This window comes from Flavipsychrobacter sp. (genome assembly GCA_041392855.1).
GTDB lineage: Bacteria > Bacteroidota > Bacteroidia > Chitinophagales > Chitinophagaceae > UBA5543.
The window spans coordinates 1,353,846-1,380,642 of sequence record JAWKLD010000001.1 but is presented as its reverse complement, the minus strand read 5'-3'; the positions used below and the strand labels follow the sequence as shown (position 1 = coordinate 1,380,642).

16 protein-coding genes are annotated in these 26,797 nt (G+C 36.7%); 10 read left to right on the top strand and 6 right to left on the bottom strand.

Annotation, left to right across the window (positions count from 1 at the left end):
- Nucleotides 1–120 precede the first annotated feature (120 nt).
- Nucleotides 121–1,491: a 30S ribosomal protein S6--L-glutamate ligase gene (gene rimK / locus R2800_06470; protein MEZ5016678.1), complete on the top strand. Its 1,371-nt coding sequence runs from the start codon at nucleotides 121–123 to the stop codon at nucleotides 1,489–1,491.
- 118 nt (nucleotides 1,492–1,609) lie between these two features.
- On the opposite strand, the gene R2800_06465 is transcribed toward rimK, so the two are convergent.
- Nucleotides 1,610–2,986: a T9SS type A sorting domain-containing protein gene (locus R2800_06465; GenBank protein MEZ5016677.1), complete on the bottom strand. Its 1,377-nt coding sequence runs from the start codon at nucleotides 2,984–2,986 to the stop codon at nucleotides 1,610–1,612.
- Nucleotides 2,987–3,285: 299 nt separating this feature from the next.
- On the opposite strand from R2800_06465, the gene R2800_06460 reads away from it, so the two are divergent.
- Nucleotides 3,286–4,494, top strand: a complete 1,209-nt coding sequence (locus R2800_06460; protein ID MEZ5016676.1) for an MBOAT family O-acyltransferase — start codon at nucleotides 3,286–3,288, stop codon at nucleotides 4,492–4,494.
- A 3-nt stretch (nucleotides 4,495–4,497) separates the two neighbouring features.
- Entirely contained in the window at nucleotides 4,498–5,598 is a 1,101-nt protein-coding gene (locus tag R2800_06455; GenBank protein MEZ5016675.1) for a hypothetical protein, read from the top strand.
- Between the two features lie 39 nt (nucleotides 5,599–5,637).
- On the opposite strand, the gene R2800_06450 is transcribed toward R2800_06455, so the two are convergent.
- A complete protein-coding gene (locus R2800_06450) occupies nucleotides 5,638–8,874 on the bottom strand; it encodes an amidohydrolase family protein (GenBank protein MEZ5016674.1) in 3,237 nt (1,078 codons plus the stop codon).
- A gap of 180 nt (nucleotides 8,875–9,054) precedes the next feature.
- On the opposite strand from R2800_06450, the gene R2800_06445 reads away from it, so the two are divergent.
- The 4 genes from R2800_06445 (at nucleotide 9,055) to R2800_06430 (ending at nucleotide 15,480) form a co-directional block, all read left to right on the top strand.
- Nucleotides 9,055–10,566, top strand: coding sequence for an FG-GAP-like repeat-containing protein (locus tag R2800_06445; GenBank protein MEZ5016673.1), 1,512 nt, complete (start codon nucleotides 9,055–9,057; stop codon nucleotides 10,564–10,566).
- Nucleotides 10,567–10,621: 55 nt separating this feature from the next.
- Nucleotides 10,622–11,638 (top strand): hypothetical protein, encoded by a 1,017-nt coding sequence (locus R2800_06440; GenBank protein ID MEZ5016672.1) that lies wholly within the window; start codon nucleotides 10,622–10,624, stop codon nucleotides 11,636–11,638.
- A gap of 289 nt (nucleotides 11,639–11,927) precedes the next feature.
- Nucleotides 11,928–14,666, top strand: coding sequence for a zinc-dependent metalloprotease (locus R2800_06435; GenBank protein MEZ5016671.1), 2,739 nt, complete (start codon nucleotides 11,928–11,930; stop codon nucleotides 14,664–14,666).
- A 127-nt stretch (nucleotides 14,667–14,793) separates the two neighbouring features.
- A complete protein-coding gene (locus R2800_06430; GenBank protein ID MEZ5016670.1) occupies nucleotides 14,794–15,480 on the top strand; it encodes an ATP-binding cassette domain-containing protein in 687 nt (228 codons plus the stop codon).
- A gap of 2 nt (nucleotides 15,481–15,482) precedes the next feature.
- Here R2800_06430 and R2800_06425 read toward each other — a convergent pair whose 3' ends face one another.
- The 3 genes from R2800_06425 to R2800_06415 are packed head-to-tail and all read right to left on the bottom strand — an operon-like array spanning nucleotide 15,483 to nucleotide 18,086.
- Entirely contained in the window at nucleotides 15,483–16,250 is a 768-nt protein-coding gene (locus R2800_06425; protein MEZ5016669.1) for a glycosyltransferase family A protein, read from the bottom strand.
- Entirely contained in the window at nucleotides 16,243–17,346 is a 1,104-nt protein-coding gene (locus tag R2800_06420; GenBank protein MEZ5016668.1) for a glycosyltransferase family 4 protein, read from the bottom strand. The genes R2800_06425 and R2800_06420 overlap by 8 nt, the downstream gene beginning before the upstream one ends.
- A complete protein-coding gene (locus tag R2800_06415) occupies nucleotides 17,346–18,086 on the bottom strand; it encodes a formyltransferase family protein (protein MEZ5016667.1) in 741 nt (246 codons plus the stop codon). The genes R2800_06420 and R2800_06415 overlap by 1 nt, the downstream gene beginning before the upstream one ends.
- A 56-nt stretch (nucleotides 18,087–18,142) precedes the next feature.
- Here R2800_06415 and R2800_06410 point away from each other — a divergent pair, with 56 nt between their 5' ends.
- The 3 genes from R2800_06410 to R2800_06400 all read left to right on the top strand — a co-directional run bounded on the left by R2800_06410 (nucleotide 18,143) and on the right by R2800_06400 (nucleotide 21,860).
- Entirely contained in the window at nucleotides 18,143–19,351 is a 1,209-nt protein-coding gene (locus R2800_06410; protein ID MEZ5016666.1) for a glycosyltransferase, read from the top strand.
- Between the two features lie 100 nt (nucleotides 19,352–19,451).
- A complete protein-coding gene (locus R2800_06405) occupies nucleotides 19,452–20,651 on the top strand; it encodes a bifunctional 3,4-dihydroxy-2-butanone-4-phosphate synthase/GTP cyclohydrolase II (GenBank protein ID MEZ5016665.1) in 1,200 nt (399 codons plus the stop codon).
- 21 nt (nucleotides 20,652–20,672) lie between these two features.
- Complete coding sequence (locus R2800_06400; protein MEZ5016664.1) at nucleotides 20,673–21,860, top strand: glycosyltransferase; 1,188 nt, start codon at nucleotides 20,673–20,675, stop codon at nucleotides 21,858–21,860.
- Here the strand turns inward: R2800_06400 and R2800_06395 are convergent.
- Nucleotides 21,844–26,574, bottom strand: coding sequence for a translocation/assembly module TamB domain-containing protein (locus R2800_06395; protein ID MEZ5016663.1), 4,731 nt, complete (start codon nucleotides 26,572–26,574; stop codon nucleotides 21,844–21,846). The genes R2800_06400 and R2800_06395 overlap by 17 nt on opposite strands.
- Nucleotides 26,575–26,797 lie beyond the last annotated feature (223 nt).

Below are 26,797 nucleotides of genomic sequence, written 5' to 3'. Positions count from 1 at the left end.
TAAAGAGCATTTGTTCGCAATTTATTTTGATGTAATACTAGTCTAAGTCTATTATATATAACTTTGATGTTTTATAATTGAGGTATTAATTTTATAGTCTTATCAATAAAACAAGAACCATTGGATAATTTAAAGATAATAGGAAGTGAAGAGTGGTGTTCTTTTGAAACCCTAGGGATACCTGCCATAAAAGCGCGTGTAGACTCTGGCGCAAAAACGTCTTCTATACAAGCTAATAATATCAAAGTCTTTTATAAAAAGACCGAGGAATGGGTACGTTTTGAGGTGAATCCAATCCAGGATAATAGAAGTATTAGCATTATTTGTGAGTCTAGGGTCCATGCAAAAAGGTCTATAAAAAGTTCTATAGGTATAGCTGAGGAACGAATTGTTATAAAGGCGCTCATTACTATTGGAGAAGATACATTTGAAATTGAGTTAACACTAGCCAATAGAGACTCAATGGAGTTTCGAATGCTATTGGGTAGGGAAGCACTACATAACCGTTATTTAGTAAATCCTTCAGTAGCAAGCTTACTACCAGAATATACGCAGGAAGACCTCGACGAAAAATATAATGACTTTGGGCAAGAGAGGAAAGGGCTAAAGATAGCGGTACTGGCAAGTAATCCTGAACTTTTTAGTAACAAGCGTATTCTAGAAGCAGGCAAGGCAAGAGGGCATGACATGGTTTTCTTAAATGTGCAGCAAACGTATATGAAGTTTGATGCAAAAGAACCTCAAATAAGATATAGAGGAGGTAACGTTATAGATGAGTTTGATGCCATAATTCCACGTATTAAGCCATCTGTAACCTTTTATGCTTGCGCTCTTTTACGTCAGTTTGATACTATGGGGACTTTTTGCTTAAACTCTGCTGATGCTATAACACAGTCAAGAGATAAACTTTTTGCAACACAGTTGTTTGCTAAAAATGACATTCAAATACCCATAACAGGTTTTGCCAACTCTCCGCTGGATACCAAAGACTTAATAAGGATGGTAAACGGAGCACCACTTATTATCAAGTTATTAGAAAGTACGCAGGGCAGAGGAGTAGTTATCGCAGAAACCAATAAAGCCGCGGAGAGTGTGATAAACGCATTCAAAAGTGTGAAAACAGATATTTTAGTTCAAGAGTATATCAAAGAAGCAAATGGTCAGGATATCCGTTGTTTTGTGGTAAATGGTAAGGTAGTAGCTTCTATGCAAAGACAAGCGGCGAAAGGAGAGTTTAGAGCCAATATACATCAAGGAGGCACCTCGTCTAAAGTGAAGATAACCGCTGATGAAAGGAAGTTGGCAATAAAAGCCGCGAAGATCCTCAACCTACCTGTTGCTGGTGTTGATATTATTCGTTCAAATAAAGGTCCATTATTGTTAGAGGTAAACTCTTCGCCAGGGCTGGAGGGGATAGAAAGTGCTACAGGTTTAGATATAGCCAACATCATGATCACAGCGATAGAAAATAAGCTGAAATTTAAACGATAAGTATTGGAGACTTTATTGAATACTAAAAAGCCGAATTTATAATTCGGCTTTTTGATTGAGGCGATTTATATATAATCTTTCAATTTTTATTTAGGTTGTAATTGAGCTTACAGATATATTAACGAGTAATCACAAATTGTTTTGCTGAAACAGACCCCGCTTGACTGCATTGTAGCACATAGTTGCCTGTAGGGAGTTCATTTACAGGGATAGAATGGACGTTTTCCCCTTTGCTTAATTCGCCAGACCATTGTCGTAAGATTTTACTATTCATGTTAGTGATAGTATACGTCGCCTTGCCTGTTTTGTTGGTGTTTATCTTGTAGTTAACAACGTTGTTAGTCGGTATAGGATAGATATCTATTATTGTTGAGTTGTTTTTTATTTGTGCTATTGATGTTGTTTTTCCATAGTGGTATTTTACTGAGCTATGAGGCCCTTCGTTTATCCACTTTGCACCATCCCAAGTATATTTTTTCCTTGTCAGAGGGTTATGAGCATTATCGTAATTAGTAATGGTCTTTTCATAGTTTGTTAAATTGCCAAACTGGTCTATCTTCTCTGTTTGCCAAAATATAATGTCGTTGTTGGTATTGAAAGCAAAGCTGTCTCTGAAATCATAAACCCATGTTGGGCCAGAAGCATGAAATTGGTACTGGATATTGTTGCCTGTATAGGTGTTGCTGTCTTTTGTAGAGTAGTTTTTAAAACCATTGGTCCATCCAGTGTTGGTCATTGTTAAGGGGTGACCATTGTTAGTATAGCTAAAAGTATATTCTTGTGATAAGCTCCATGCCGATTGAGCGTTGCTCCACGTAGATCTAACTTTTTTAGTTAGTAAATTATTAAGATATATATAGTCTGTTTTTTCGCTATCTGCCCAAGAGTTATTTTTCCAAATATTCAGCTTCTCTGATACTATTGTGTTGTTATTGTAACTATATGTTCTTTCGGTAATATTAGTCCCATTAGCCGACTGGGACCTTGCAGACTGTAGTAAATTATTATTGTAAGTGAAAAGGTTTATAGAGTTAAGTGTATAGGAGGAATTGCCTTTGTTATATTTGTATGTGTGTTTGCTAGTCAGGTTATTAGTAGAGTTATAGCTTAAGGAGTCTTTTTGGGAAGGCTCCCAAGAAGAAGAGCTCTTGTTCCATATATATTGATAAGATAGTTGTAGGTTATTGTTAGCGTTGTAAGAGTTGACCTGCATTGTGCTGTCTTCATATGGAGGGGCCATATAGTCATTAAACGATCCGTAAGTAGTATCGCTATGGCTAATTTTTGTTATAAAGTAGTATTTCTTAAAGGGTAAGTCGTTAGTTGAAAAAGAAAAACTAGTGCCTCTATTTCCTGAAAAGGTATTCCATTGTGCACTTCTGACATGTAGATTGCCATTAAATACAGAGGAGTCTTCGTAACCAATAAGTCTGGTTTGGGCTTCTAAGCTCAAGCTTGCTAATGAAAGAGTAAATAGTAGTACAAATGTTTTCATGTTTTTTTTTCTTTAATAAGACGTAAGGTCTGTTTAAAAGGTTTGTTAGGGCTTTGAGATAAACATTAAGATATTATTATAGAAATATTACTTTTGACCTTTCCTAGAGCCTATAAGCGATTATGTTATTCAATTCATTGCAATTTGTGTTGTTCTTTATAATAGTAACTTCTGGTTACTATTTATTGAAAAGTCAAAAAAGCAGAACGTTACTCCTTCTTTTAGCAAGTTGTTATTTCTATATGTCTTTCGTGCCAAAGTATATTTTAATACTTGGGTTCACAATCATAATAGATTATTTGGCGGGTATACAGATAGCAAGGAGTGAGAAAGCAAACAGGAAGTTTTGGCTAGTGCTCAGCATCATAGCTAATGTAGGTATCTTGGCTTACTATAAGTATTTCAATTTTTTATTGGAAAGCTTCGGGGCTCTCATTCATATCAAATTCCCAGACTATCAGTTGCCATTTTTGGAAATACTTTTGCCTATAGGGTTATCTTTTCACACTTTTCAAGCAATGAGCTATACCATAGAAGTGTATAGAGGCAATCAGCCTCCTGAAAAGAACTTTATGATATACGCATTGTATGTTATGTTCTACCCGCAATTGGTTGCAGGACCTATTGAACGACCTCAGAATGTATTGCCTCAATTTCATAAGCTGAAACAGTATGATTGGGATAATATAAAAGAGGGGTTGACAAGAATGATGTGGGGCTTTTTCAAAAAAGTAGTGATAGCAGATAGGTTGGCACTTTGTGTAGATTATGTTTTTGATAATACAGGTTCTGTGTCTTGGGTGTCTTTAGTTGTTGGTGCCATGTTGTATTCTTTTCAGATATACTGCGATTTTTCAGGTTATTCAGATATAGGTATTGGAGCAGCAAAAGTTATGGGCTTTAAGCTTATGGAAAACTTTAATCAACCATATACAGCACATAATATTAGTAACTTTTGGAGTCGTTGGCATATCTCTCTTTCTACATGGTTTAGAGACTATGTATACATACCTCTAGGTGGTAATAGAAAAGGAGAGCTGAGAAGAAGGGTTAATGTTTTTATTGTGTTTTTATTGAGTGGTCTTTGGCATGGCGCCAACTGGACATTTGTTTTATGGGGAGCCTTGCACGGTTTTTTGGTAATGTTGCTTCCCGGACGAAAAAGTAGTGAGAAAAACAGATTGAAGTGGGTGACTTTTGCTTTGATCAACTTTGTATTCGTAACATTATTGTGGATATTCTTTAGGTCTCCTGATATAGCAACAGCCTTCGATTATATTCTGTCTATATTTAAATTACAAGAAGGTATTACCCGTTTTGGTCTTAATGGCATAGAGCTTATGTTCTCTTTCTTGTTGATCTTTATTTTGTTGTTTAAAGAAGGCTTAGTTAAGACATATAAGATCAGAAAGAATAGCTCATTTGTGTTCTATATGGTTTTTATGGTAGCGGTATGTTATTACTTCGGGATATTTGAAGAAAATCAATTTATATACTTCCAATTTTAGTGTATGAAAAAGATATTGTCTTTTATTGCAATGTTGCTGGCTTTAGGTGTTGTTATTATTTCAACTTCAAAGCTCATAATGAAAAAAATATCTGATAAAAGGGAAGCATTGCCAATAGAAAGTCCTTTTGCGCCACACAAGGTTAATTATACAGGAGACTTGGCTCGTATAGCCTATTTGGAAAATGTACCACAGTTTAAAGATACTGCTAAGCAAGAGTTTGTAGCTGCAGATAAGGGTAATGAGAATATAGATCTATATCTATTTGGAGATAGTTTTGTAAAAGATATTCCTGATAGTGTGTTTGCTGGAGTTAATACTCTTCACTTTGGAAGAAGAGATTATACTGAGCTGCATTATAATCTTGATACCTCAAAAAAGAATTTACTTATTATAGAAATAACAGAACGTTTTCTCAGGAGCTATTTTTATTTCCCTGATGAGATTTATAAGAATGTGAGACCGCAAACCGATATGGCATATAAGGAGGAAAGAATTATGCCATTTATTAATAGCACACAGTATAGTGGTTTCTCTATACCTAGTATTGATGTGCTTTTTAACGAGTCAATCAATCAGAATATTGAGTATAATTTATTCACATACAACTTTATGACGTCCTTAAGAACACTAAAGGCGGAAATGAATTACTACTTGTTTAATAGAGCATCAGGTAATGTTGTTATCTCAGATGACGGGGGATTTTTGTTTGTAAGAGAGAGTGTAAATAACGACAAATATGCGAGTAGTTATGTCGATGTGCCGGAGCCACTGGTAAGCTACTATATATCCGTATTCAATGCTATCTATGAGCATTATTTAAACGAAGGTTTTGATGATGTTTATCTTTCTGTAATACCCAACCCGGCTTCTGTATTGCAGCCAGAAAATTATAATGGTTTTATACCCGATTTGCAAAATCCTAATAGAGGATACCCTATGAAAATGAATATTGTGGATGTGTACAGTACTTTTGCAAGCAAAGATGCTGCACAATATTTTAAACATGGGGATACTCATTGGAATATAGCAGGTGCAAAAGTTTGGATAGAAAAAGTGAATGATCACCTTCGTTATTGGGATCAGGTATCAACAAAAAAATAACAGGACTAATAAGCGCTTGCTCATTAGCCCTGTGTTGAATTAGTCTTCTAAATGTCCCTCAGCTTCGTACCAAGGAAATGAATCTGCATTTTTATTTTGTTTCCAATAGAAAGGTGTATGAGGTTGGTTGTAGTTGCCTGTTTCATTCATTGTTTCTGCATCATATAGTCTTCCGTTAACCATGGTGTATCGTATGCTTTCTGTATTGTAAATGTCCTCAAGCGGATTTTTGTCAAGTACAATAAGGTCTGCAAGCTTTCCTTCTTTTAGGGAACCCACATGATTATACAAGCCTAAACTTTTGGCTGGGTTTACGGTTGCCGTACGTAGGGCTTCCATAGGTGTCATGCCTCCTTGTGCCATCATCCATATCTCCCAGTGTGCACCTAGCCCTTGTAGTTGTCCGTGAGCACCCATGTTAATAATAACACCCTCATCATTTAGCTTTTTCAAGCTTTCAGATACTAATATGTGTCCGTTTTTATATTCTTCTTCTGGTGCCATTATACGATGTCTGCTTCGAGTATCTACTACTGGGCGTGGAGTATATTTTAAAAGTCTGTCTTTCTCCCATACATTAGTGTGTTGATACCAGTAGTACTCGCCCGACAAGCCGCCATAAGCTACTACAAGGGTGGGGGTGTTGGCTGTCTTGGCATGTTTCCATAGTTGTATTACATCATCGTATAAAGGTGCTATTGGTAAATTGTGTTCTATGGTGGTATGACCGTCTAGTATCATACTTATGTTGTGATAAAAGAAAGAGCCACCTTCTGGTACAACTTCCATTTTTAACTCACGCGCGGCTTCTATTACCATCTGCCTTTGCTCTCTTCTTGGTTGGTTATAGCTTTTTACACTAAATGCGCCGAATGCCCTTGTACGGATAAGTGCACTTTTAGCATCTTGCTTAGAGTTGATAATGGCTTTAAAGTCACCATCAGCACCGTATAATATAGTTCCTGTTGAGAATACTCTTGGTCCTACAACAAGGCCGGCTTTTACAAGTTCACTTTGTGCAAAAACAAATTCACTATTGGCTGAGGGGTCGTGCATTGTAGTTACGCCATAAGCAAGGTTGGCATAGTAAGGCCAGTGTTTTTGAGGTACTATTCCTGAATAGAAATGGCCAGCGTGTGCATGAGCATCTATAAAGCCAGGCATAATGGTTTTGCCCTTACAGTTGATCTCTTTTGCTGACGTTGGTATTTTTATATCTGTAGCTTTTCCTACAGCCTTTATTGTATTGCCCTCAATGATGATCGTTCCGTTTTCAATAACGGCATCTTGCTCCATTGTAATTATTCTGGCATTAGTGAAGGCGATCATGCCTTCAGGCTTGTCCGTATTTACCGTTAGTCCTACGGTAATACCTTTTGCAGGTATTTTAAATGTAGAGTCAGGTTGTCCTCCCACAAATTCAAACAAGTCTTTTAGCTCTATGGTATAATACTGGTCACTTAAAGTGTAATGCAGTTTGTCACCTTTGCTGTTCCAGTGTAGGCTATAGCCTGCATCTTTTGATACTCTTCTAACAGGGATGGTTGAAGAGTCACTACTTAGATTTATAGGCTTTCCTGTATGTGGAAATGTGGCAATATATACTTGACGTAGGTTGCTGTAGGCCACCCAATCTTCATTTGGAGATACTGTGAATTGTTTAGCATATGTACTTTTGAAGATGGTGCGTTCATTATTACCATCCAGATCGCAAGAATTGAAAGACTTGTTCAGTCCTCCTCCAGATTGATAATAGATTCTATTGCCATCTTTATTGAAGCTAGGGCTAAATCCTTTTTGGGTGACAAATTTTTCTTCGCCACCTTGTGCAGGCATTATGTAAATGCCTGTTTTAGCTGTATGTGCCGCACCTAGAATGTTGCTGCTACCTTCTTTTTGATATACGATCCATTTGCTATCATTAGAGAATGAAGGGGTGCGATAAATTGCTTTTTTAGAGCTTAGTTTTTGAGGAGCACCACCAGAAATGTCTACGCTATAGAGCCCCCCGCTACTGGTGTCTTGCCAAGAAACATAAACAACCTTACTACCATCAGGAGAGAAGGTAGGGTCGTACTCAAAATGTTCTGCATCAGTCAATCGTTCAGGTTTGCCATTAGGTAGCCTTTTCTTATATAGCTGCCCTAGAGCATTAAATACCAACCATTTTCCGTTTGGAGAAGTTACTGCCTGACGAATAACTTGTACATTGAACTTGTCATCGTTTAACTCTTGTTGGTAGTTAACTACTTCGGATATTTTCTGTTTAACATCGCAAGAGAATGGAATTGGCAAAGATTGGTTGACAGAGTTAATATCAATTTCTCTTATTTTACCCTTTGCCCATATGATGATGCTTTTGTCGTTTGGCGCCCAAGCAAATCCTGTATAGATACCAAAAGTGGTCCAAGCTTCTTGTTGGTCTTTAGAGAGTTCATCATATATTGGCCATTCGTCGCCAGTTTCTATATCTCTTAGAAATAAGACTGTCTTTGTTCTTATTCTCTTTACAAATGCCAATAGCTTACCGTCATGTGATATCTGCGGGCGAACTGCCCCTCCCGGACCACCTGTTATGGTTTCTATTTTGCCCTCCTCTCTATCAAAACGTTTGATGACGAATATTTGCTTATTAGGATCCTTGTTATATTGGAAATAACCACCAGGGTACATGTCTTCACTATAGTAGACGTATCGACCATCGGCGGAGGCACAAGGTTCGTTCACATCTTGTTGGTCATTTTTTTTAACGGTCAGTTGTAGGCCGCTACCACCATTGATATGGTACATCCACAGTTCTCCTGCACCTAAAGAACGTGTCGAAGTAAAGTGTTTTCTAGCAATAATATAATTGCCATCGGGTGTCCAAACGGCATTGTTCAGCAATCTGAAGTTTTCTTTTGTGACCTGTTTGGCATTTTTGCCATCTATGTCCATTATCCAGATATTATCTCCTCCACCAGCATCCGAGGTGAAAGATATTTTCTTGCCATCCGGACTAAAGCGCGGTTGTACTTCCATTGCTTTACCCTGTCTCAAAACTTTGGCTTTACCTCCTGTTCTAGGCATAATATATATGTCGCCTAGTAGGTCAAATACAATTTCTTGTCCGTCTGGAGATACATCAAGGTTTAGCCATGTGCCTTCATCTACAGTAAAAGACACTTCTTTTTGCTTGCTGCCGGGGTTTTCTACATCCCATTTTTTCTTTTTATCTCCTGCAAATAAAATATGAGGGATGAGTAGTAATGTGATTAGTAACCAATTTTTAGTCATGTGTAGCAATTTTGACTAAAGATAGAAAAGCAATCTAATTGAAGAGAAGTGAGAGTTTGGGTGATTTCCTTTTATAGCTAAGGTTAGTTTTTCTTGTTCTCAAAATGATAACAATTACACAATGTTTAAGTTCAAGTAGTATCGTATCGCTATATATACTTTCGTAGTTCAAATTTTTGTATGAAAAAGGGTGGTATATTATTCTTGTCTTTGCTGCTATCGTTTTCTTGTAAGCAAAAGAAGGAGCTTGGGCAAGGGGAGCAGCTTGCTAAGCAGTATTGTGCAAGTTGTCATCAGTTTCCTGAACCAGAATTGCTGAACAAAAGCTCTTGGGAGCTATACATGTTGCCAAGAATGGGTGTTTTCTTAGGTGTTATAGAGCATGATTCACTTAAAGGGATACTAGCAGCAAATGCACAAGAGCAGGCCGCAATAGATGCCGCAGGTATAGTGCCTAGCAGGCAAATTGTAACTGATGAGGAATGGCAGCAGATAAAAGACTACTATTTGTCATTAGCTCCTAAAGAATTAGAGCAACCTAAAATTAAAGCGATCAGCAACAATTTAGATTTATTTAAAGTAAAAGTGCCAGAGTATAAATTGTCGCCTCCTAGTGCTACAATGATTCGCTTTGATACGGTTAATAATGCCATATTCGTTGGTGATGCTAATTCTCAATCCCTATCCATTTTCTCCTCTGATCTTAATTTTGTGCAAGGAGCAAAGGTAGGGGAAACTCCTGTGTGGATGCAGGAGTTCTCTAATGAGTATATGATAACGATGATGGGGTCTTTTTCGCCTACTGATGTGGGGAGTGGCTATATATTGTCTTTACCTAAAGGACAAAGCAAACCATATAAAGTAATAGATTCCTTGCGTCGTCCTGTACATAGCAGCTATGGAGATATAGACGGAGATGGTTTGATGGATATTGTTACCTGTGAGTTCTCTAAATGGACAGGTGTGCTCAGTTGGTGGCATAATAACGGTGATGGCAATTTTGATAAGCGAGTGTTGAGATATAGGCCTGGTGCTGTAAAAGCGTACCTGAAGGATATGAATAAAGATGGCTATGATGATATAATTGCACTCTTTGGGCAAGGAGATGAAGGTGTCTTTACATATTATAACGATGGGAAGGGCAACTTTAAAGAAGAATACACGCTGCGCTTTCCCCCTTCTTATGGCTCTACCTACTTTCAGCTGTTTGATTTTAACAAGGATGGTTTTGATGATATCATATATACCGCGGGTGATAATGCCGACTTCCCTCCAATATTAAAACCTTATCATGGTATATATATATACATAAACGATGGGCACAACAAGTTTGAACAACAGCAGTTTCTACAACTTAATGGCGCTTATGCAGCAATGCCTGCAGATTATGATAATGATGGAGATATTGATATAGCTGCCATTTCATTTTTTCCGGACTATCAAAAACAGTCCAATGAAAGTTTTGTGTTTTACAATAATGATGGGCAAGGGAATTATACACTCTCTACTATTGAAAATCCAACGCTAGGAAGATGGATAGTAATGGATAATGGAGATGTAGATAATGATGGAGATATAGACATAGTATTAGGTGCATTAGCTTTTGAAGTGATTCCTGCCAATGGACTAGTAGAGAAGTGGGTGGAAAAGGGAGTTCCTTATATACTCTTAGAGAATAAGACGGTTAATTAATATACTATTTTTGATGTTTAGATATTATAGATGCTATTGGTTAATTAGCATGTGCATGCTATTTGTTCAGAGTAGTGTGACGGCCCAAGAAATTGCAAAACATCGTAAGGTTTCTATATTGCCGGTGCCGGCTTTTGGATATGCCCCTGAAACAAGTACCTATCTAGGAGCAGTTTCTCTATTTACGTTCGATTTTTATAAAGACTCTTTGACCAGAGTGTCCAATGCTAAGTTGGAGTTTAATTATACTTGGAACAAGCAAATTATTATTGATGCCGATTGGAATTACTTTTTCAAGGAAGAAAAGTGGTTTACAAAGGGTAGGTTACATTATTCAAAATTTCCTGATAAATACTATGGTATAGGCAATGATACAAAAGAGGTTGATGAGGTTCTGTATACGAGTAACAGATATATTGCAGATATCTCTGTATATAAAAAAGTGGATCGAGAATGGTTTGTTGGGTTAGGTGGTAAATATATGTTGTTTGATAAGCTGCAGAAGGAAAGAGTTTTATACCCTAAGCTTTCGTCTAATAATTCTACAGGTCTGGGTTTTAGTCTATTTAAGGATGTGAGGAATAGTTTACTTAGCCCTAAAAAGGGGAGCTATTATTATCTGTATACTACTTATGTTTTTCAACAGAAATATCTAAAGCTAAACTTAGATGTCCGTAAATACTATACCATTAAGGAAATGCTGACTTTTTCCCTAAGAACTTATAATGAGTTTACATTTTCTCAACCTCCCTTCTACGACTTTGCATTTCTAGGTGGAGATAAGCAGGTAAGAGGCTATTACTACGGTAGGTTTAGGGATAATAATTTAAGTACGATACAGTTTGAAGCACGTTCAATATTTCTATGGCGGTTGGGGTTGGCAGCTTTTGGAGGGGGGGCTAATCTTTATAGTAACGTTTCAAGTTTTCGCTTAGGAGATACAAAGTATAATTATGGATTGGGGCTGCGTTTTCTTATCGATAGGAAGCAGGATATAAACCTAAGGATAGATTATGCAATAGGAGAAGGGGATAATAGCGGCTTTTATGTATCGTTTGGTGAAGCTTTCTGATATCTATATTGTTTTTTATTTTTATATGAGTTTCTTCTAGTGAATAATACTGTACTATTTACATTGTATTAAAGCTTAGTTCCAATTGTAAATAAAAAGTCATTTATAATCATCTTTTATTCCTTTTTTCTTATTAAGTGTTTGTTTTTCAACGTATTATGACATTTCTTTTTGTTGCTTAATACAACGCAGAAATCAAACTACTGTGACAAAAAACTTTGCAATTTTTTAACAGGAATATATATCTTTGAACCTATTGTTTTCAATTTTGTATCACAACGTTTTAATAATGATAAGAAAAGTAATTCTACTATTATCGATTCTTGTAAGTTTAGGTAGTGCGGCCCAAGCACAATGGTGTATAACGAGCGAGCAGTTGCAGACTTATAAAGAGCACAGCCCTGAAATTGAGATTTATAATGCTCAATTAGAGGCTCATATCAAGGCAGAAATTCAAAAAATGGCTTTGTTAAGAAGTCAACTAAAAACAACTGCTGACCCTACAGATACATTACATATTCCAGTAGTATTTCACGTTATACACGATTATGGTACAACTGATTATGTGTCTGACAATACACTTTATGACCTACTTGACGATATCAATACGGTATACATGAAGCGTAATGCTGATACAGCTAATGTTATAACTCCTTTTAAGAATTTGATCGGTAATCCTAAGATCGTTTTCCATTTAGCTACAAAAGATCCTAACGGTAAGCCAACTACAGGTATTACTCGTAAGCAATCTGTATTAACAGATGGAGGTGATGACCAAGCTAAATTTGATCAATGGGCTCCGGATTCTTATCTAAACATATGGGTGATACAAAGAATTGGTCGTGGTATTGCTTCTGGTGTAGTTGCAGCTTATGCAACTTTCCCTGCATCTGCGGCTGCAAGACCATATACTGATGGTATCATAGCTAGTGCTTCTCAGCTTAATACTAATAAGACTATTCCTCACGAAATCGGTCACTGTTTAGATCTTATTCACCCTTGGGGTAATACAGCTGTAGCTACTGCTTGTGGTGGAGATGATGAGGTTGATGATACTCCTCCTACTACAGGTCACTTTAGTAATGGACAACCATTCGGAGCAACGGCATCTGGTAACTGTGGTACAGCGTCTTTATATGATACTACATGTACTAACAATGTGAATACACGTGGTAAAATTCAAATTGATTCTACATTAGGATTCGGATCAAGCACAGCTACTGATGCAGGTATTGAATTTGATGCTAAGGCACGCCTTATGATACAATCTGTAAATATCTATCCTACAACAACTAGTGATCCGTTCACTATACAGCTACAACAATGGGATGCGGGTACTTCTTCATTCACTGTTGTAAGTTCAGTAAATGGTACTACTAAGTCTACAATAGATAAAAAGCCTCAAGAAGTTGCATTAAACTTACCTGTAAATATTGGTAATAGATATCGTTTGATAATGACTACTAACCCTGGTATGTCACACGATTCAGCTGGTCCTGGTGTAGTTTATTCTAAGTCTATTGCGAATGTTGTAGATATTAAAGATGATGCAAAGGGCGGTAGATATAATTTCCTTTATAATTGGTCTATCAGATATTTCTACTTAGCTAATGGTGTTGATTATCCTGATACTGTTAATACTCAAAACATTATGGACTATGCAAACTGTCCTATAATGTTCACTAAGCTTCAGGTTGAGCGTATGAGAGCGGCATTGTCAAGCGATGTGGGTCGTAGAAATAACTTAGTTAAAGATTCTACACATGTTAAGACAGGTATTATTTCTGGCTATGGCGGTAAATATGGTGTACATGTTGACTTAAAACCAGTTCCTGACTATTCGATCGAACGTCCGATAGGTGTAAATACAGAAAGAACATACTTCTTATGTGCTGACGGTGTTCAAAATTTCAGATTCAGAAATCGTAGCTGGAGAGATACAGTTACTGCTGTAGCTTGGGAGTTCTCTAATGGAGCTTCATCTGCAACATCTATAAACGGTGCAACAACAGTTCTAAATACATTTACCACTCCAGGTTGGGTTACTGTAAAATTAAAAGCTACAGGTAACAATACAGGCGATAGCACAATAGAAAGACAGGATGTATATGCTGCAGACCCAGGTAATCAAATACAACCATTATCAGGTTATTTCCAAGAATTTGATCCTAATGGAGATGTAGCGCAATGGCCGATGTTTAACTACTACAAAAACAATCAAAAGTGGCAAACGACTAATAAGTATGGTTTTTATGATAACAACTGTATCGTATACAACGCATATGATAGCCGTTCATTCCCTAGCGCATTTATAGGAAGCCCTAAAGGAGATTATGATGATTTCTTCTCTCGTGCTTTCGATTTGTCTAATATGAACAACGATTGTAACCTTAACTTTATGTCTTCTAACGCACTAAGAGCATATGAGCGTTCTAATAACACAGGTAATCCACTTATTTCTGATACTTTAGAGATAAGTTATTCTACTAACTGTGGTGCTAACTGGACAAAATTAAAAGACATATATGGAGCAGAATTGGCTAACAAAGGTGTTGTTAGTGTTCCTTATGCTCCATTATGGCAAGGTGACTGGAAGCTACAAAGCATTAATATTCCTACAAGTGCTCGTACTTCTCGTGTATACTTCCGTTTCCGTTATAAAGTTGGTGTTGAAGAAAATTCATTATTCTCTCTTGGTGTAGGTAATAACTTCTACATGGACCGTATCAACGTAAGTCCTTTCCCTCTAGGAGTTAACACACTATTGGATAAGAATAACAGCATTGCTGTAGCTCCAAACCCAACAAGTGGTGACGCATTTGTGGTTATCCAAAACAACCAAAACAAAACTGCAAGTGTAGTAGTTACAGATATTACTGGTAAAGTAGTTTACCAAACTCAAGAAGCTATTAATAACGGTATCAACCGTATCCAAATTCCAGCTTCTTCTATATCTGTAAAAGGTATCTACCTTGTTAAGGTAATAACAGGTGAGCATACTCAAACTCAAAAACTAGTAGTTAGATAATAAAATCAATAGCTATTTATAAAAAGAAAGCACCCGATAAGGGTGCTTTCTTTTTTAGGTAAATCTTTGCTTTTCTTCACGAAAAATTGCCATTATATTTGTTTAGACTAGTTAACGGTCTTTTGTTATGAGTGATACTATAGTTTCTTTAAGACATGCAAATATTTATCAGGGTAAAAACTTGATATTGAGTGACGTGAACTTTGAAGTGGCAAAGGGTGAATTTGTTTATATGATAGGCAAGACCGGTAGTGGTAAATCTAGTTTGCTAAAGACTCTCTATGGAGATTTGTATCTAAAGGAAGGGAGCGGTCATGTTGCAGGTTTCGACTTAAAAACTTTAAAGTGGCAGAATGTACCACAGCTAAGAAGAAATCTTGGTATTGTATTTCAGGATTTTAGATTGCTGACAGATAGGAATATACACGACAACTTGGAGTTTGTATTAAAGGCTACTGGTTGGAAAGATAAAGCACTTATAAAAGAGAAGATTGAAAATGTGCTTACTAAGGTAGGTTTGAAAAATAAGGGTTTTAAAATGCCATATGAGATGTCAGGTGGGGAGCAGCAAAGGGTAGATATAGCTCGTGCTTTATTGAACAACCCTAAGTTGATTTTGGCCGATGAGCCTACAGGAAACTTAGACCCTGATACTCGAGATGAAATAATGCATTTGCTATTCAATATTTGTAGAGATTATAATACAGGCTTTATAATGGCAACTCACGACTATTCTATTATACAAAAATATCCTGCCAGAGTAGTAAGAATAGAGAATAGCTCTATTAAGGAAATATCAGCAGCAGGAGTATAATACTATCTGCTAAACATTTTATAGATGTGTTTCCCGAAGCTTAATGTATACAGCAGCGGAAGCAAGAATAGAAAAAGAGGATTAAGTCTAACTAGGCGTCTATAAGCCCTTTGTTCTCCTCTACGCATAGCCCATTTGTTTTCACTTACGCCACCTTTTGATAATACAGGCCTGCCTAATTGTGTCAGTTGCATGTCTATATAAAATACTTTGTATTTATAAGCCAATCGCAGCCATAGATCATAATCTTCCATATACCTCATGCTATCCTTAAAAGGTTCAGCTATGCTTGTTTTTACAATAGCACAAGGTGTAGCAATGGTATTCTTATTTAAGAGTTTTACGAATGGTATACGATATACAGTGCCTGATTCAGGAAGTTTAATGGTACTGATGTCGTTCAATGTATAGGTATGGTATAGGAAGTTGATCTCAGGTCGAGCTAATAAAACCATATTGAGTAATGCTAACTTATCCTTGTGCCATATGTCATCAGCATCCAAAAAAGCAATATAATCACCACTAGCAATGTCCATGCCCTTGTTTCTCGCCACAGAACTGCCGCAGTTTTGTATTAGTTTTATGTATTGGATGGTGTTATACGTACTAAGTATAGTTTCAGTATCATCTGTACTGGCGTCATCTACTATAATTATTTCATAAGGGGCTAGTGTTTGTTTTAGACAGCTGTCTACAGCTCTGGCAATAGTAGCAGAGGCATTGTACGCTGGTATTATTACACTGAATTTTATTTGAGGCTCGTTATTCACTAAATAGTTTTTTATACACTCCTAAAAGTCGTTCTTCTTCATTTTGCCAACAATACTGTTCTCTTGCAAGAAGGCAGTTTTGTTGTAGTTCTTTATAGTAGTCCTTATCCAACAAAAGTTTATTTAGCCCTTCAGCAATACTTTCAGGAGTTACATCCTCCAATAATGTGGCTATTTTAAACTGATTGTTTATTTGTATATATTCTGGATAGGCAACGCCAAGTTGTGGTACACCGCTGTGCATATAATCAAAAAATCTATTGGCTAACGACAACTCATTACTCCTGCTTGTGGCTACAAATAGCGTAATGCCAATATAAGCAGCTTGTGTATATTTTGGTAGTTCGCTTGGTGGTATATACCCCTTAAAGATTATCTTTTCAGCTACCCCATGTTTTTTTGCTAATTCTTTAGCCTCATCAAAATAGTTACCTTCACCACAGATAATTAGTTTACTGTCTACATGCTTCATGGCAGGTATTAATTGTTCAAAACATCTGCCCTTGTTTACAGCACCTTGATATAGTATGTGAGGTGTTTTGTTTTCTGGTATTGTAAAAGGCTTGAGTATTGTCGCATTCCTTACAATAGCATAATTGATCTTGTATAGCTTATTGTATTCTTCTACATAGCTCTGGTTTACAGTATACCCATATTTAAAATTGGGTACTGTATGCCGTTCTATAGCATACCAGACTTTCTGTATACGTGGTCTGGATGCAATTTCTTCTATTTCGCAAAAAAGCTCGTGAGCATCATATACCCGTTTTATACTTCTTAGTTTAGATATATAATAAACGGGAAGAATGGTGTCCAAGTCTATTGCACAAATAGCATCTGCCCTTTTGAAGAGTAAGAAGAAAAGTAGCTTTATATTAAATGTTAGATAGAATAGCTTACCTCTGTCTATTCTCTGTTTCAGCCTTATTTGAGTATATGGTCTTTCTATAAGAGGCTTACTGTTAGGACGTTCTCTACCTACTAGCGTTACTTTATAACCAGCATTATGAAGCGATGTACAAATGCGTATCATCCTCTGGTCGTAGTTGGGGTCAGAGGTTACTGTCAGTATAATATGCTTCTTGCTGCTATTCATTAATATTCGTTAGAAAAGTATACTTTTTTGCCATTGATGATGGTATATGGTGGTTCGAAACCTGGCATGGAAGTAGCGCGTATATGTCTTTCGATCTTTTCTTTGTCCCAATTAAGGTCTATCTCCTTTAATTTAGTTATCTCATTTCTGTAATGTAGTGCGGTACCATATTCTACTTCTTTTGTTGATTGCTCGATAGGAGCGTAGTTCCCATTAATAATAGATGATAATGAGTCTTTAAATAGTTGAATGGAAGCCTTAAATGTTAGTTGGTATAGTTCATTGATCCAACAGTTCTCAGGTATTGGAAAACGGCTTTGGAAGAGTATGGCTCCATGGTCTATTTTACTATCCATGATGTGTATTGTAGTACCAAACTCTTTTTTACCATCTATTATTGCATAGGAAAACTGGTTGCTGCCTCTATACTCTGGTAATGGAGCCATGTGTAAGTTCACTGCCAACTGTTTTGCCTTATCTATATCTACTTGTTTTAATATTTCGTGATACTGTACAGAGTAGATAATATCACATTGAGGTATAGCTGCTAAATGCTCAAAAACGGTAATGTTATTCTTGTTAGCTAGAGCTATAAGGTTGTGCTCATTTCCAAACTCTTTTCTGTTTTGTGTTAGTATGCCAACAATCTCAATGCCTAGCTGTTCTTGCTCATCTATTAAATGAGCAAAGCATTGATAACCTATTGGTTTTGAACCCAAAAAAACGACCTGTTTTTTCATAGAAGCACAAAAATAAACCTTTTAAAGTTGCAAAATATTTAAGTAATTAGCACTACATGTCTGCTAAAAGATTATTAGTGCTAACAAATAGAGTGCCTTATCCGCTTAATGATGGCGGAAACTTGGCTATGAGTGCTATGATCAAAGGATACGTGAAGCTAGGCTGGGAGGTGTATTTGCTATCAATGAATACGACTAGGCACTATGTTGCAAATGATGTACTAAATGAGATTTATAAAGAATTGTATCAATTCGAAACTGTTGATATAGATAATAGTGTTGGGCCTTTGCAAGTGATCAGCAATTTCTTTTTCAGCAGGCAACCCAATCATGCTGATAGGTTTTACCAAGAAAGTTTTAGAGAGAAGCTTAAAGAAGTGCTTGTCAGCTTTAATCCAAGCGTTATACAGTTAGAAAGCATTTTCTTAGCCACCTACTTACGTGATATTAGAGAGGTTAGTAGGGCGTTTACTATTTTAAGGCTACATAATATAGAGTATCAGATATGGGAAAGGTTAGCTCAAGAGACTAAAAATCCTATAAAGAAGTATTATTTGTCAAATTTGGCGGGCAGAATAAAACATTTTGAAGAGGAGGTATGGGGTAAGTTTGATCTCTTATTGCCAATTACCAATATCGATGCTGAGATCGTTGCTAGTACTGTTACCTCAAATAAAATACACGTTGCTCCATATGGTTTAGAAACTGTAGTGCATGAGCAAGGGGCTAGGCAAGAGAAGTGGGTAGGCTATCATATAGGAGCAATGGATTGGCAGCCTAATGTAGAGGGCGTAAACTGGTTTATAGATGATGTGTGGCCAATAGTAAAGCAAAGTAGCCCTGAATTTGAATTTCATTTTGCGGGGCGAAATATGCCCCAACCTTTATTTGATATGAATATTGACGGGGTATTTTGCGAAGGTATGGTGCCCGATGCCAATGATTTTATTGGAGATAAAAAAATACTAATTGTACCGATTCATTCAGGCGGAGGTATAAGGGTGAAGATATTAGAAGCGATGGCTATGGGTAAAATAGTAATAAGTACAAGTATAGGTATGCAAGGTATTGATGCTCAGCATAATATTCATTTCTTACTAGCTGATAATGCAACTGGTTTTGCAAATGCTATAAGTTGGTGCTTGAATAATAGGGATAAGGCAGTAGCAATAGGAGCAAGAGCGAAGTCGTTAATTAGTAAAGACTATATGGCCGAATCTATCATGAGTGCCATCAACAAGAAAATTACTACACAAATATCTTAATGCTGATATTTATTATTTGTTGATATTGTTTTTTATGATGTTAATATATGGGTTATCGGCAGAATAGATAGTAAATTGCGTAGAATTACAGTAATAAGATATGTTAGATACTATAGAATCAGCTTTGGAAGACTTAAAGCAAGGTAAACTTCTAATTGTAGTAGATGATGAGGATAGGGAGAATGAAGGAGACTTTATCACTGCAGCAAGAAATGTTACTCCTGAGATCATCAACTTTATGTCGAAACACGGTAGGGGACTTATATGTGCGCCACTTACCGAGGAAAGATGTGAAGAACTGAATTTAAATTTGATGGTGGAAACTAATACAGTATTGCACCAAACTCCTTTTACTGTTTCTGTCGATTTGCAAGGTCATGGCTGTACAACAGGAATCTCTGCACACGATAGAGCCAAAACAGTTCAAGCATTAATAGATCCTAATACTAACCCTGATGAGTTAGGTCGTCCGGGACATATATTTCCGTTAAAAGCAAAGAGTGCAGGTGTGTTACGTAGGGCAGGGCATACTGAAGCTACAATAGACCTTGCTCGTTTAGCAGGTTTTGAGCCAGCTGGGGTACTTGTAGAGATAATGAATGACGACGGCACAATGGCTCGTTTGCCAGAGTTGATGGAAGTAGCTAAGAAGTTCGATCTGAAAATAATATCTATCAAAGACCTTATCGCTTATAGGTTAAAGCAAGAAAGCTTAATAGAAGAAGAGGTAAGAGTTAATATGCCTACTAAGCATGGCGACTTTGAATTAATAGCCTTCAAACAAACCACTACAGGTGAAAATCACATCGCTTTAAAGAAAGGAGACTGGGAAGCAGATGAGCCTGTTTTGGTAAGGGTACATAGCTCTTGTTTTACTGGTGATATTTTACACTCTCTTAGGTGTGATTGTGGAGAACAGTTGCAAAGTGCAATGGAGATGGTAGAAAGAGAAGGTAAAGGGCTAGTATTGTATATGAACCAAGAAGGAAGAGGAATAGGGCTGATGAATAAGCTAAAAGCTTATAAACTGCAAGAACAAGGTAAGGATACAGTAGAGGCTAATTTAGAATTAGGTTTTAAAAATGACCAACGCGACTATGGTGTTGGTGCACAAATACTTAGACACCTTAATGTGTCTAAAATCAAATTAATGACCAATAACCCTCGTAAAAGAGCAGGCTTGTTAGGTTATGGTTTAGAGATTGTAGAGAATGTGCCGATAGAAGTGAAGCCTAATCCTCATAATGAGTTTTATCTGCAAACAAAGAGAGATAAGCTTGGTCATGATATCTTAAAGTAGAGACAAAATAACTGAGGCATTTTGAAGCTACTCTTTTTTGCTAATAGAACACCTTATCCTCCGTATAGAGGTGATAAACTAAAGATCTATAATCTTGCTAAAAGGTTAAAAGGTGCTCATGAGCTCCATCTTCTTACTTTTGCGCAAACAGAAGAAGACCTAGCTTATCAAAAGGATCTTGAGGAAGTTTTTACAGAAGTGCATCAAATATATTTGCCCAAATGGAAGTCTGCTGTTAATTGCTTGTCAGCATTATGGAATAAAGCACCGCTGCAAGTGCTCTATTTTAAGTCGAAGGCTATGGAGCAAAAGCTTTCTGAGGTGTTGCAACAACACCAGTTTGATGCTATACATGTGCAACATTTAAGAATGTCTCCTTATTTAGCGGCTAATAAAGATATTCCACGCATATTAGATCTGCCCGACGCATTCTCTCTGTATTGGAAACGCAGGGTAGAAGCACAAACCAACCCTCTTTTAAAGATATTTGAACGAATAGAACATAAAAGAGTATTGGCTTATGAGCCAATAATAGACGAGTATAATTTATCATTGGTCTGTTCTCAAGAAGATCAGGGCTATTTAAAAGATACACATAGTACAGACAATGTAGCCGTATTGCCTAATGGTGTTGATCTGGATACTTTTTCTTTTAGAGATCATGATTACTCGCATAACTATACTTTGCTATTTACCGGTAATATGGACTACGCCCCCAACGTAGATGCAGTTCTCTATTTTGTAAATGAGATTTTGCCTGAAGTATCAAAGCTCTTTCCTAAGGTTAGGTTTGTTATTGCTGGTCAGCGACCTGTGGCTAAAGTCTTAGATCTTGCTGCTGACAATGTAGAGGTGACTGGCTTTGTGGAAGATATAGCTCAGATGTATGATAAGGCTAGTGTAGTGGTTGCACCATTAAGATTTGGAGCAGGTACACAGAACAAAGTCCTTGAGGCAATGGCTATGGGAGTTCCCGTTGTTTGTTCTAATATAGGGTTTAATGGTTTAGGTATAGAGTCAGGCGAGGGTGCATTTATGCATGTGGATAAGGGCGATTTTATTAAGCAAGTAGTAGACCTGTTGTCTAGCGAAGAACTTAGACGTAAAACAGGAACTATAGGTAAAGATGTGATGAAAGAAAGGTTTGGTTGGGATGCAATAGCACGCAAACTGGAAGGGTATTTTGAACAAATTATTTCTGCTCAGTAGTTTTTTTCTCTTTTTCCTTTTTCTTATTGTCAATATATTTTGAGCCTCTAAATAGATCACCAAAATTATTGAATGATTTTCTCCAAGACAGACCCACACCCGCACGAGATATATTTCTATCTACAAAGATATCATAGCTGCTTGTCCTGAAGATATTAGCTCTTAGATTACCACCTTCTCTTATTAGATACTGCACTCTAAAGTCACCTACAGGTTTGAAGTTATTACCGCTGCTAGAAGAGCTTTGTCTTCCCCAGTCTAGTGCACTACCTACTTCAACAGATAAGCGGTCATCAAAATAATTTTTCTTTAAACCTATACTTACTTCATTTCTATTGGTTGAAGTAGAACTACCCCCAGTATTGTAATTATAAGTTTTGTACTTTAAGCTGATAGATAAGTCCTCGTCTCCTGTTATTTTACTTACTAGGTTAGTAAGTTGGGTAGATGCAGTGCTGGATAGGATGTCACTAATATTATTAATAGCACCTCCTGTAGCACTACTGCCTTCTATACCTCCTTCTGATGAAATAAATGTGTTGATCAACAGTAGTGATGCTACTTCGTTGAGTAGTTTTTGATCGTTTTGGTTTACCGCTTTAAGTTCTTGGTATGCTAGAGTTCCTTGTGCGGTATTGTCTGGTAGTTCTATTTGAAAGTTTAATTCAGGTGAACCTAATGTGCCACGCATGAAGAGTAGAACATCTACATCACGCATCATTTTCGTTTGTTCAATTTCTCTTGAACCAGCATTAGCTAAAGACTCCTTGTTTTTACTTGATAGTAAGTCATATAATCTAGCACGGGTTCTGTATACGCCCTCAACATCTAAACCTGTTTCATACACGGCGCCATTAAATCGTATTACGCTGCCTTTGTTGAGTTGGAATTGGCGTTTAAGGAAAAGTTGTTTTAGTGTGAATATATAAGAACCATCTTCTATGACATAGGCGCCGTACATCTTAAAGTCGTTGCTCGAAGGCATGTCTATGATCAAGTTTCCTGTTCCTTTAGCATTAATAGCATCCCCTGTTGTAGGATCCATTACCATGGTTACTTCTCCAAGAGGGTTTAATACAGCTTCTATATGTATGTTTAGTTTGCTTCTACTGGCATTATCATCTTCTTGTTCTTTACCGTAGGTCTTAAATTTTATATAATTATAATTGCTTAAACCTGCACTTGAAGCTAACGGTAAATATAGGTGAGATTTTGCTGCAGGGCTTGCTTTTACGATCCTTATATCTACATCGTTAGTAGGGCCAGTAATAGACAATTCCTTAAATCCTGCTATGAATGTTCCATAAAACACATCGCTTTCGTCAGACTCTAGATTGATAACTTCAAATTTCTGTGATGTGGCACTTATACCAAGTGTTACGTTTTTAAATCTATTATGATAAATGCCTCCAGTTATTTGTGCTTCATTATCATAAATGTCGTAGATGTTTATTTTCCCCAGGTCAATTTTTTTATTGTCAACTGATATTTTAGCTGTAGGTATTTTATAGTTTGTTCCTAAAACATCTACTCGTAGTGTGGCATTGAAAAGCTGAATTGCTCCATCAATATCAGGTTTGCTGGAAGTTCCTTTTATAGAGATGCTGCCATCAATATTTCCTCCCAGCTCACTGATGTTTCCTTTAAGGAAAGACGTTGCCCAAGAGATTGGTACTTTATTAAAGGTGATATTACCGTCAATCTTTTCGTTGTTTAAACTGTCAAAAGATATATCTCCAAACACGTTGAGTGATTTGTCTTGGTAAGTTATTCCCGTTGCTCTATCTAAGTTGATGATATGCTTTTTACCGTTGTAAGATCCTATTACAACAATATTTCCCAATGTGTCTGTGCCTAGCTTTACATTGTTCATTTTTATGTTGCTGGAAATATTAGGGGTGCTTAGCACGTTGGTAAGTTCTATTTGACCGTTTATTCTGCCTTCGGGTTCATAGTCTGCCATGCCTATGATGCTGCCTATTTGGGCAATGTCTAGGTTATTGATCTTTGCAAGAATGGTTTGAGTAGTACCATTGTTTTGAGAGTTGACACTTATATGTTGAAGGCCTGATTGAATATTAAAATTGTCAACGAGTAATAACTTTTCTGAAAATGTAATTTTATTTCCCGATGGAATTTCCCAACGTGTGTTATTCAGATAAAACTCTGAATCGAAAATGGAGAGTAACAAAGAGTCGTTTTGAGCAATAGCTTTACCGCTAAGTTTAGCAGTACCAATAATGTCTGGGGTAGAGGTCTTTATAGTAAATCCTAATTCATTATTCCCAAGAGTTGTAGTTACGTCTAGAGAGCCTGTTATTACACTATCACCTACTATAACTTTATCAATATCTAGAGTCAGATCTAGTTGTTGAAAATTACCATTAGATTTTATTGTTGCATTACGTGCTAGTAGGTTGTTGAACTTACCGTAAGGTATATTCCCTGACAATTTTAGGTTCTTGTCTTTTGTGCTTAAAGAGCCTGAAAAGGAAACATTATTAAAACCGTCAATATTAGGATCTAATACATTTACGAGTTTATTGAATTCCCTAGTTCTTACTTTAAAAGAAAAGTCTTGATGAGGTACATCTTTTTCAGATCGTTTTATATAAGCAGGTAAGTATCCAGCAATATAGTATTGGAAAGATTCATTCAGGCTACTTAGGGTGTAGTCTCCCAATAGATCAGCATATATAGCATTACTTTCTACTTTTAGATGCTTTTCGTTATTGTTGATAGTAGATATTACAGAAATCGAATCTAGATCTATCCGACTACCACTTCTAGTAATGTCGATATTATAAAGCTTGGCATAGCCAACGAAGTTGTCAATACTACTACCTGAGCAGTTTAAGTCAAAGTCAGCTACCGCTTTTACCGTATCATCTTTAACTATGTTTATCGCAGTAAGGTTACTCGATAAGAGGTTGGCTTTAGCCTTTAGTTGCACAGTGTCTGAACTATAGTCTAAGGCGCCATAGAAACCTAGTAAAAGATTGTCGTCACTAACCAATAGATTCCCTTCAAACTTCTTTCTGGCAAGTACTCCATCAGCGCTAATGTTATTGTATCTATATCCCTTGTAGTCAAAATGGTCTATTAACGCATCAAGACGCACTTCAGACTCTTTAAAGTCAAGGGATTTGCCACTGATAGTAGTTTTAAAAGAGGTTGTGCCAAGGTCTTTAGTGTTAAACAATACACCTAGTTTTAAGTTTTCACCTAATAGTTCTCCGGAGTAGGTAGCATTTTGACTTATGCCTTTTGGCATATCTAGTTTAATGTTGGATGTGATATTGCCAAGATTACTAGTAATAGTACCATCGAAAACGAATGCTTGTATTGTTCCTGAATAATTTCCGGCGAAATGGAAGTCTGTTAAGCTGTCTATAGCTATTGTAGAACTGCTATCTTTTAAGGATGGGGCATAAATGGCTATACCTTTTCCGTTGGTATATATTTCTCCATTTTTATAGTCGAAAAAGGTATTATTAATGTCAGGTAATCCTTTTATGGATAAATCGCCCGAAACTGAGCTTATGCCATCTGTTATGTATAGGTCTTTAGTCTTAAGGTTGCTTACAGGTCCTTTGACTTCTCCTGATAAATCGATAGTGACAGGGTAGTCTCTTAAAACAGTAGCGAAATAGGCGATATCGTTTATGTCAACACTGGTCTTTTTGAAGTGTGCATCTAAAGAAACCTTGTCTATAAAATCTATAAAATCAGGGAAGCGATTGTAGCGCATGGCGTAGTAATCTCTTACTACACTATTGTTGGTTTCCAACAATAAGTTGTCACAAATAGACGCATTTGGAGAAACTGTAACATCTGCTCTAAAAGATCTTATTTCTATACCAGACCTTTCTTTAGCAGCAAGGTTGTTTAGCTGAGCTTTAATGGTATCTCCTACGATTGTTACATCAGTTATATCTGCATCTACATTTGAGGCAAGAATATGCGCAGGATCAAATTCATTATCATAGGGTTTCCTTTTGCCTACATCAGACCTAAAGATGCAGTTGTCTAAATTTAAAGAACTAAGTATAACCTTCCATTCATCTGTATTAAACGGAGAAAAGACGTAAGGCTTAGGTGCTTTTTTCGGTTTGGGAGGTCTGCCTCCATCGTAGTCTCTAAGAACAACCTCTGTATTGGCAGCTTTGATATCGGCAATGTCAATTATTTTCTTTTTTAGGTCAACCTCTCTTGCGTTTATATGAAATTTGCCAACTGTAAAGTTCATATCACTGCCTACCCATGCGTCATTCATGAAAAAGCGGATATTGCTTAAGTCAACTTCTTTCAAGTTTATATCAAAGTCAATTGGTTGTTTCTTTTTGGTGGTGTCTTTAGGCTTATTGCTAGCAAAAGCATCCGCTATAAATTGATAGTTCCAATCACCAGAAGAGTCCGTTCTGTATAAATTTGCAAATGCATCATGTAGACCCACATATTTTATTACAGGTTGGGCGCTACTTATCATAAACCAATCAGAAACTCTTAACCTTATTTCTCCTGCGTAGAGTAGCGTATCGTTATGTTGATCCTCTATATAGATGCCATTGATCAATACATGGTTTAGTAAGTCTATCCTTATATGCTTTATCTCAACAGTTGTGTTTAACTTATCAGATAAGGCGCTAGTTGCTTTTTTTACTATAAAGTTTTGTACAGGGGTAAAGTTGATAAGCACCACTAATAGTAGCAAAATGCTAACCAGTACAATCGCAGTGTTGCGTAGTATTTTTAAAAAGCGTTTCAGTGTAAAAGTTTCTATTTCGGAGTCACAAAAATAGCCTCAATAATCCATTTCCTATTACTTTTTTCATCTATTTAACAGCTTGTTGCTCAAAAAGGGGGAGGATAAAGGTGATTTTATTCGTCTGGCTTATAGAATAGAAGAAAAGCACCTTATTTTTGGAAGATATAAC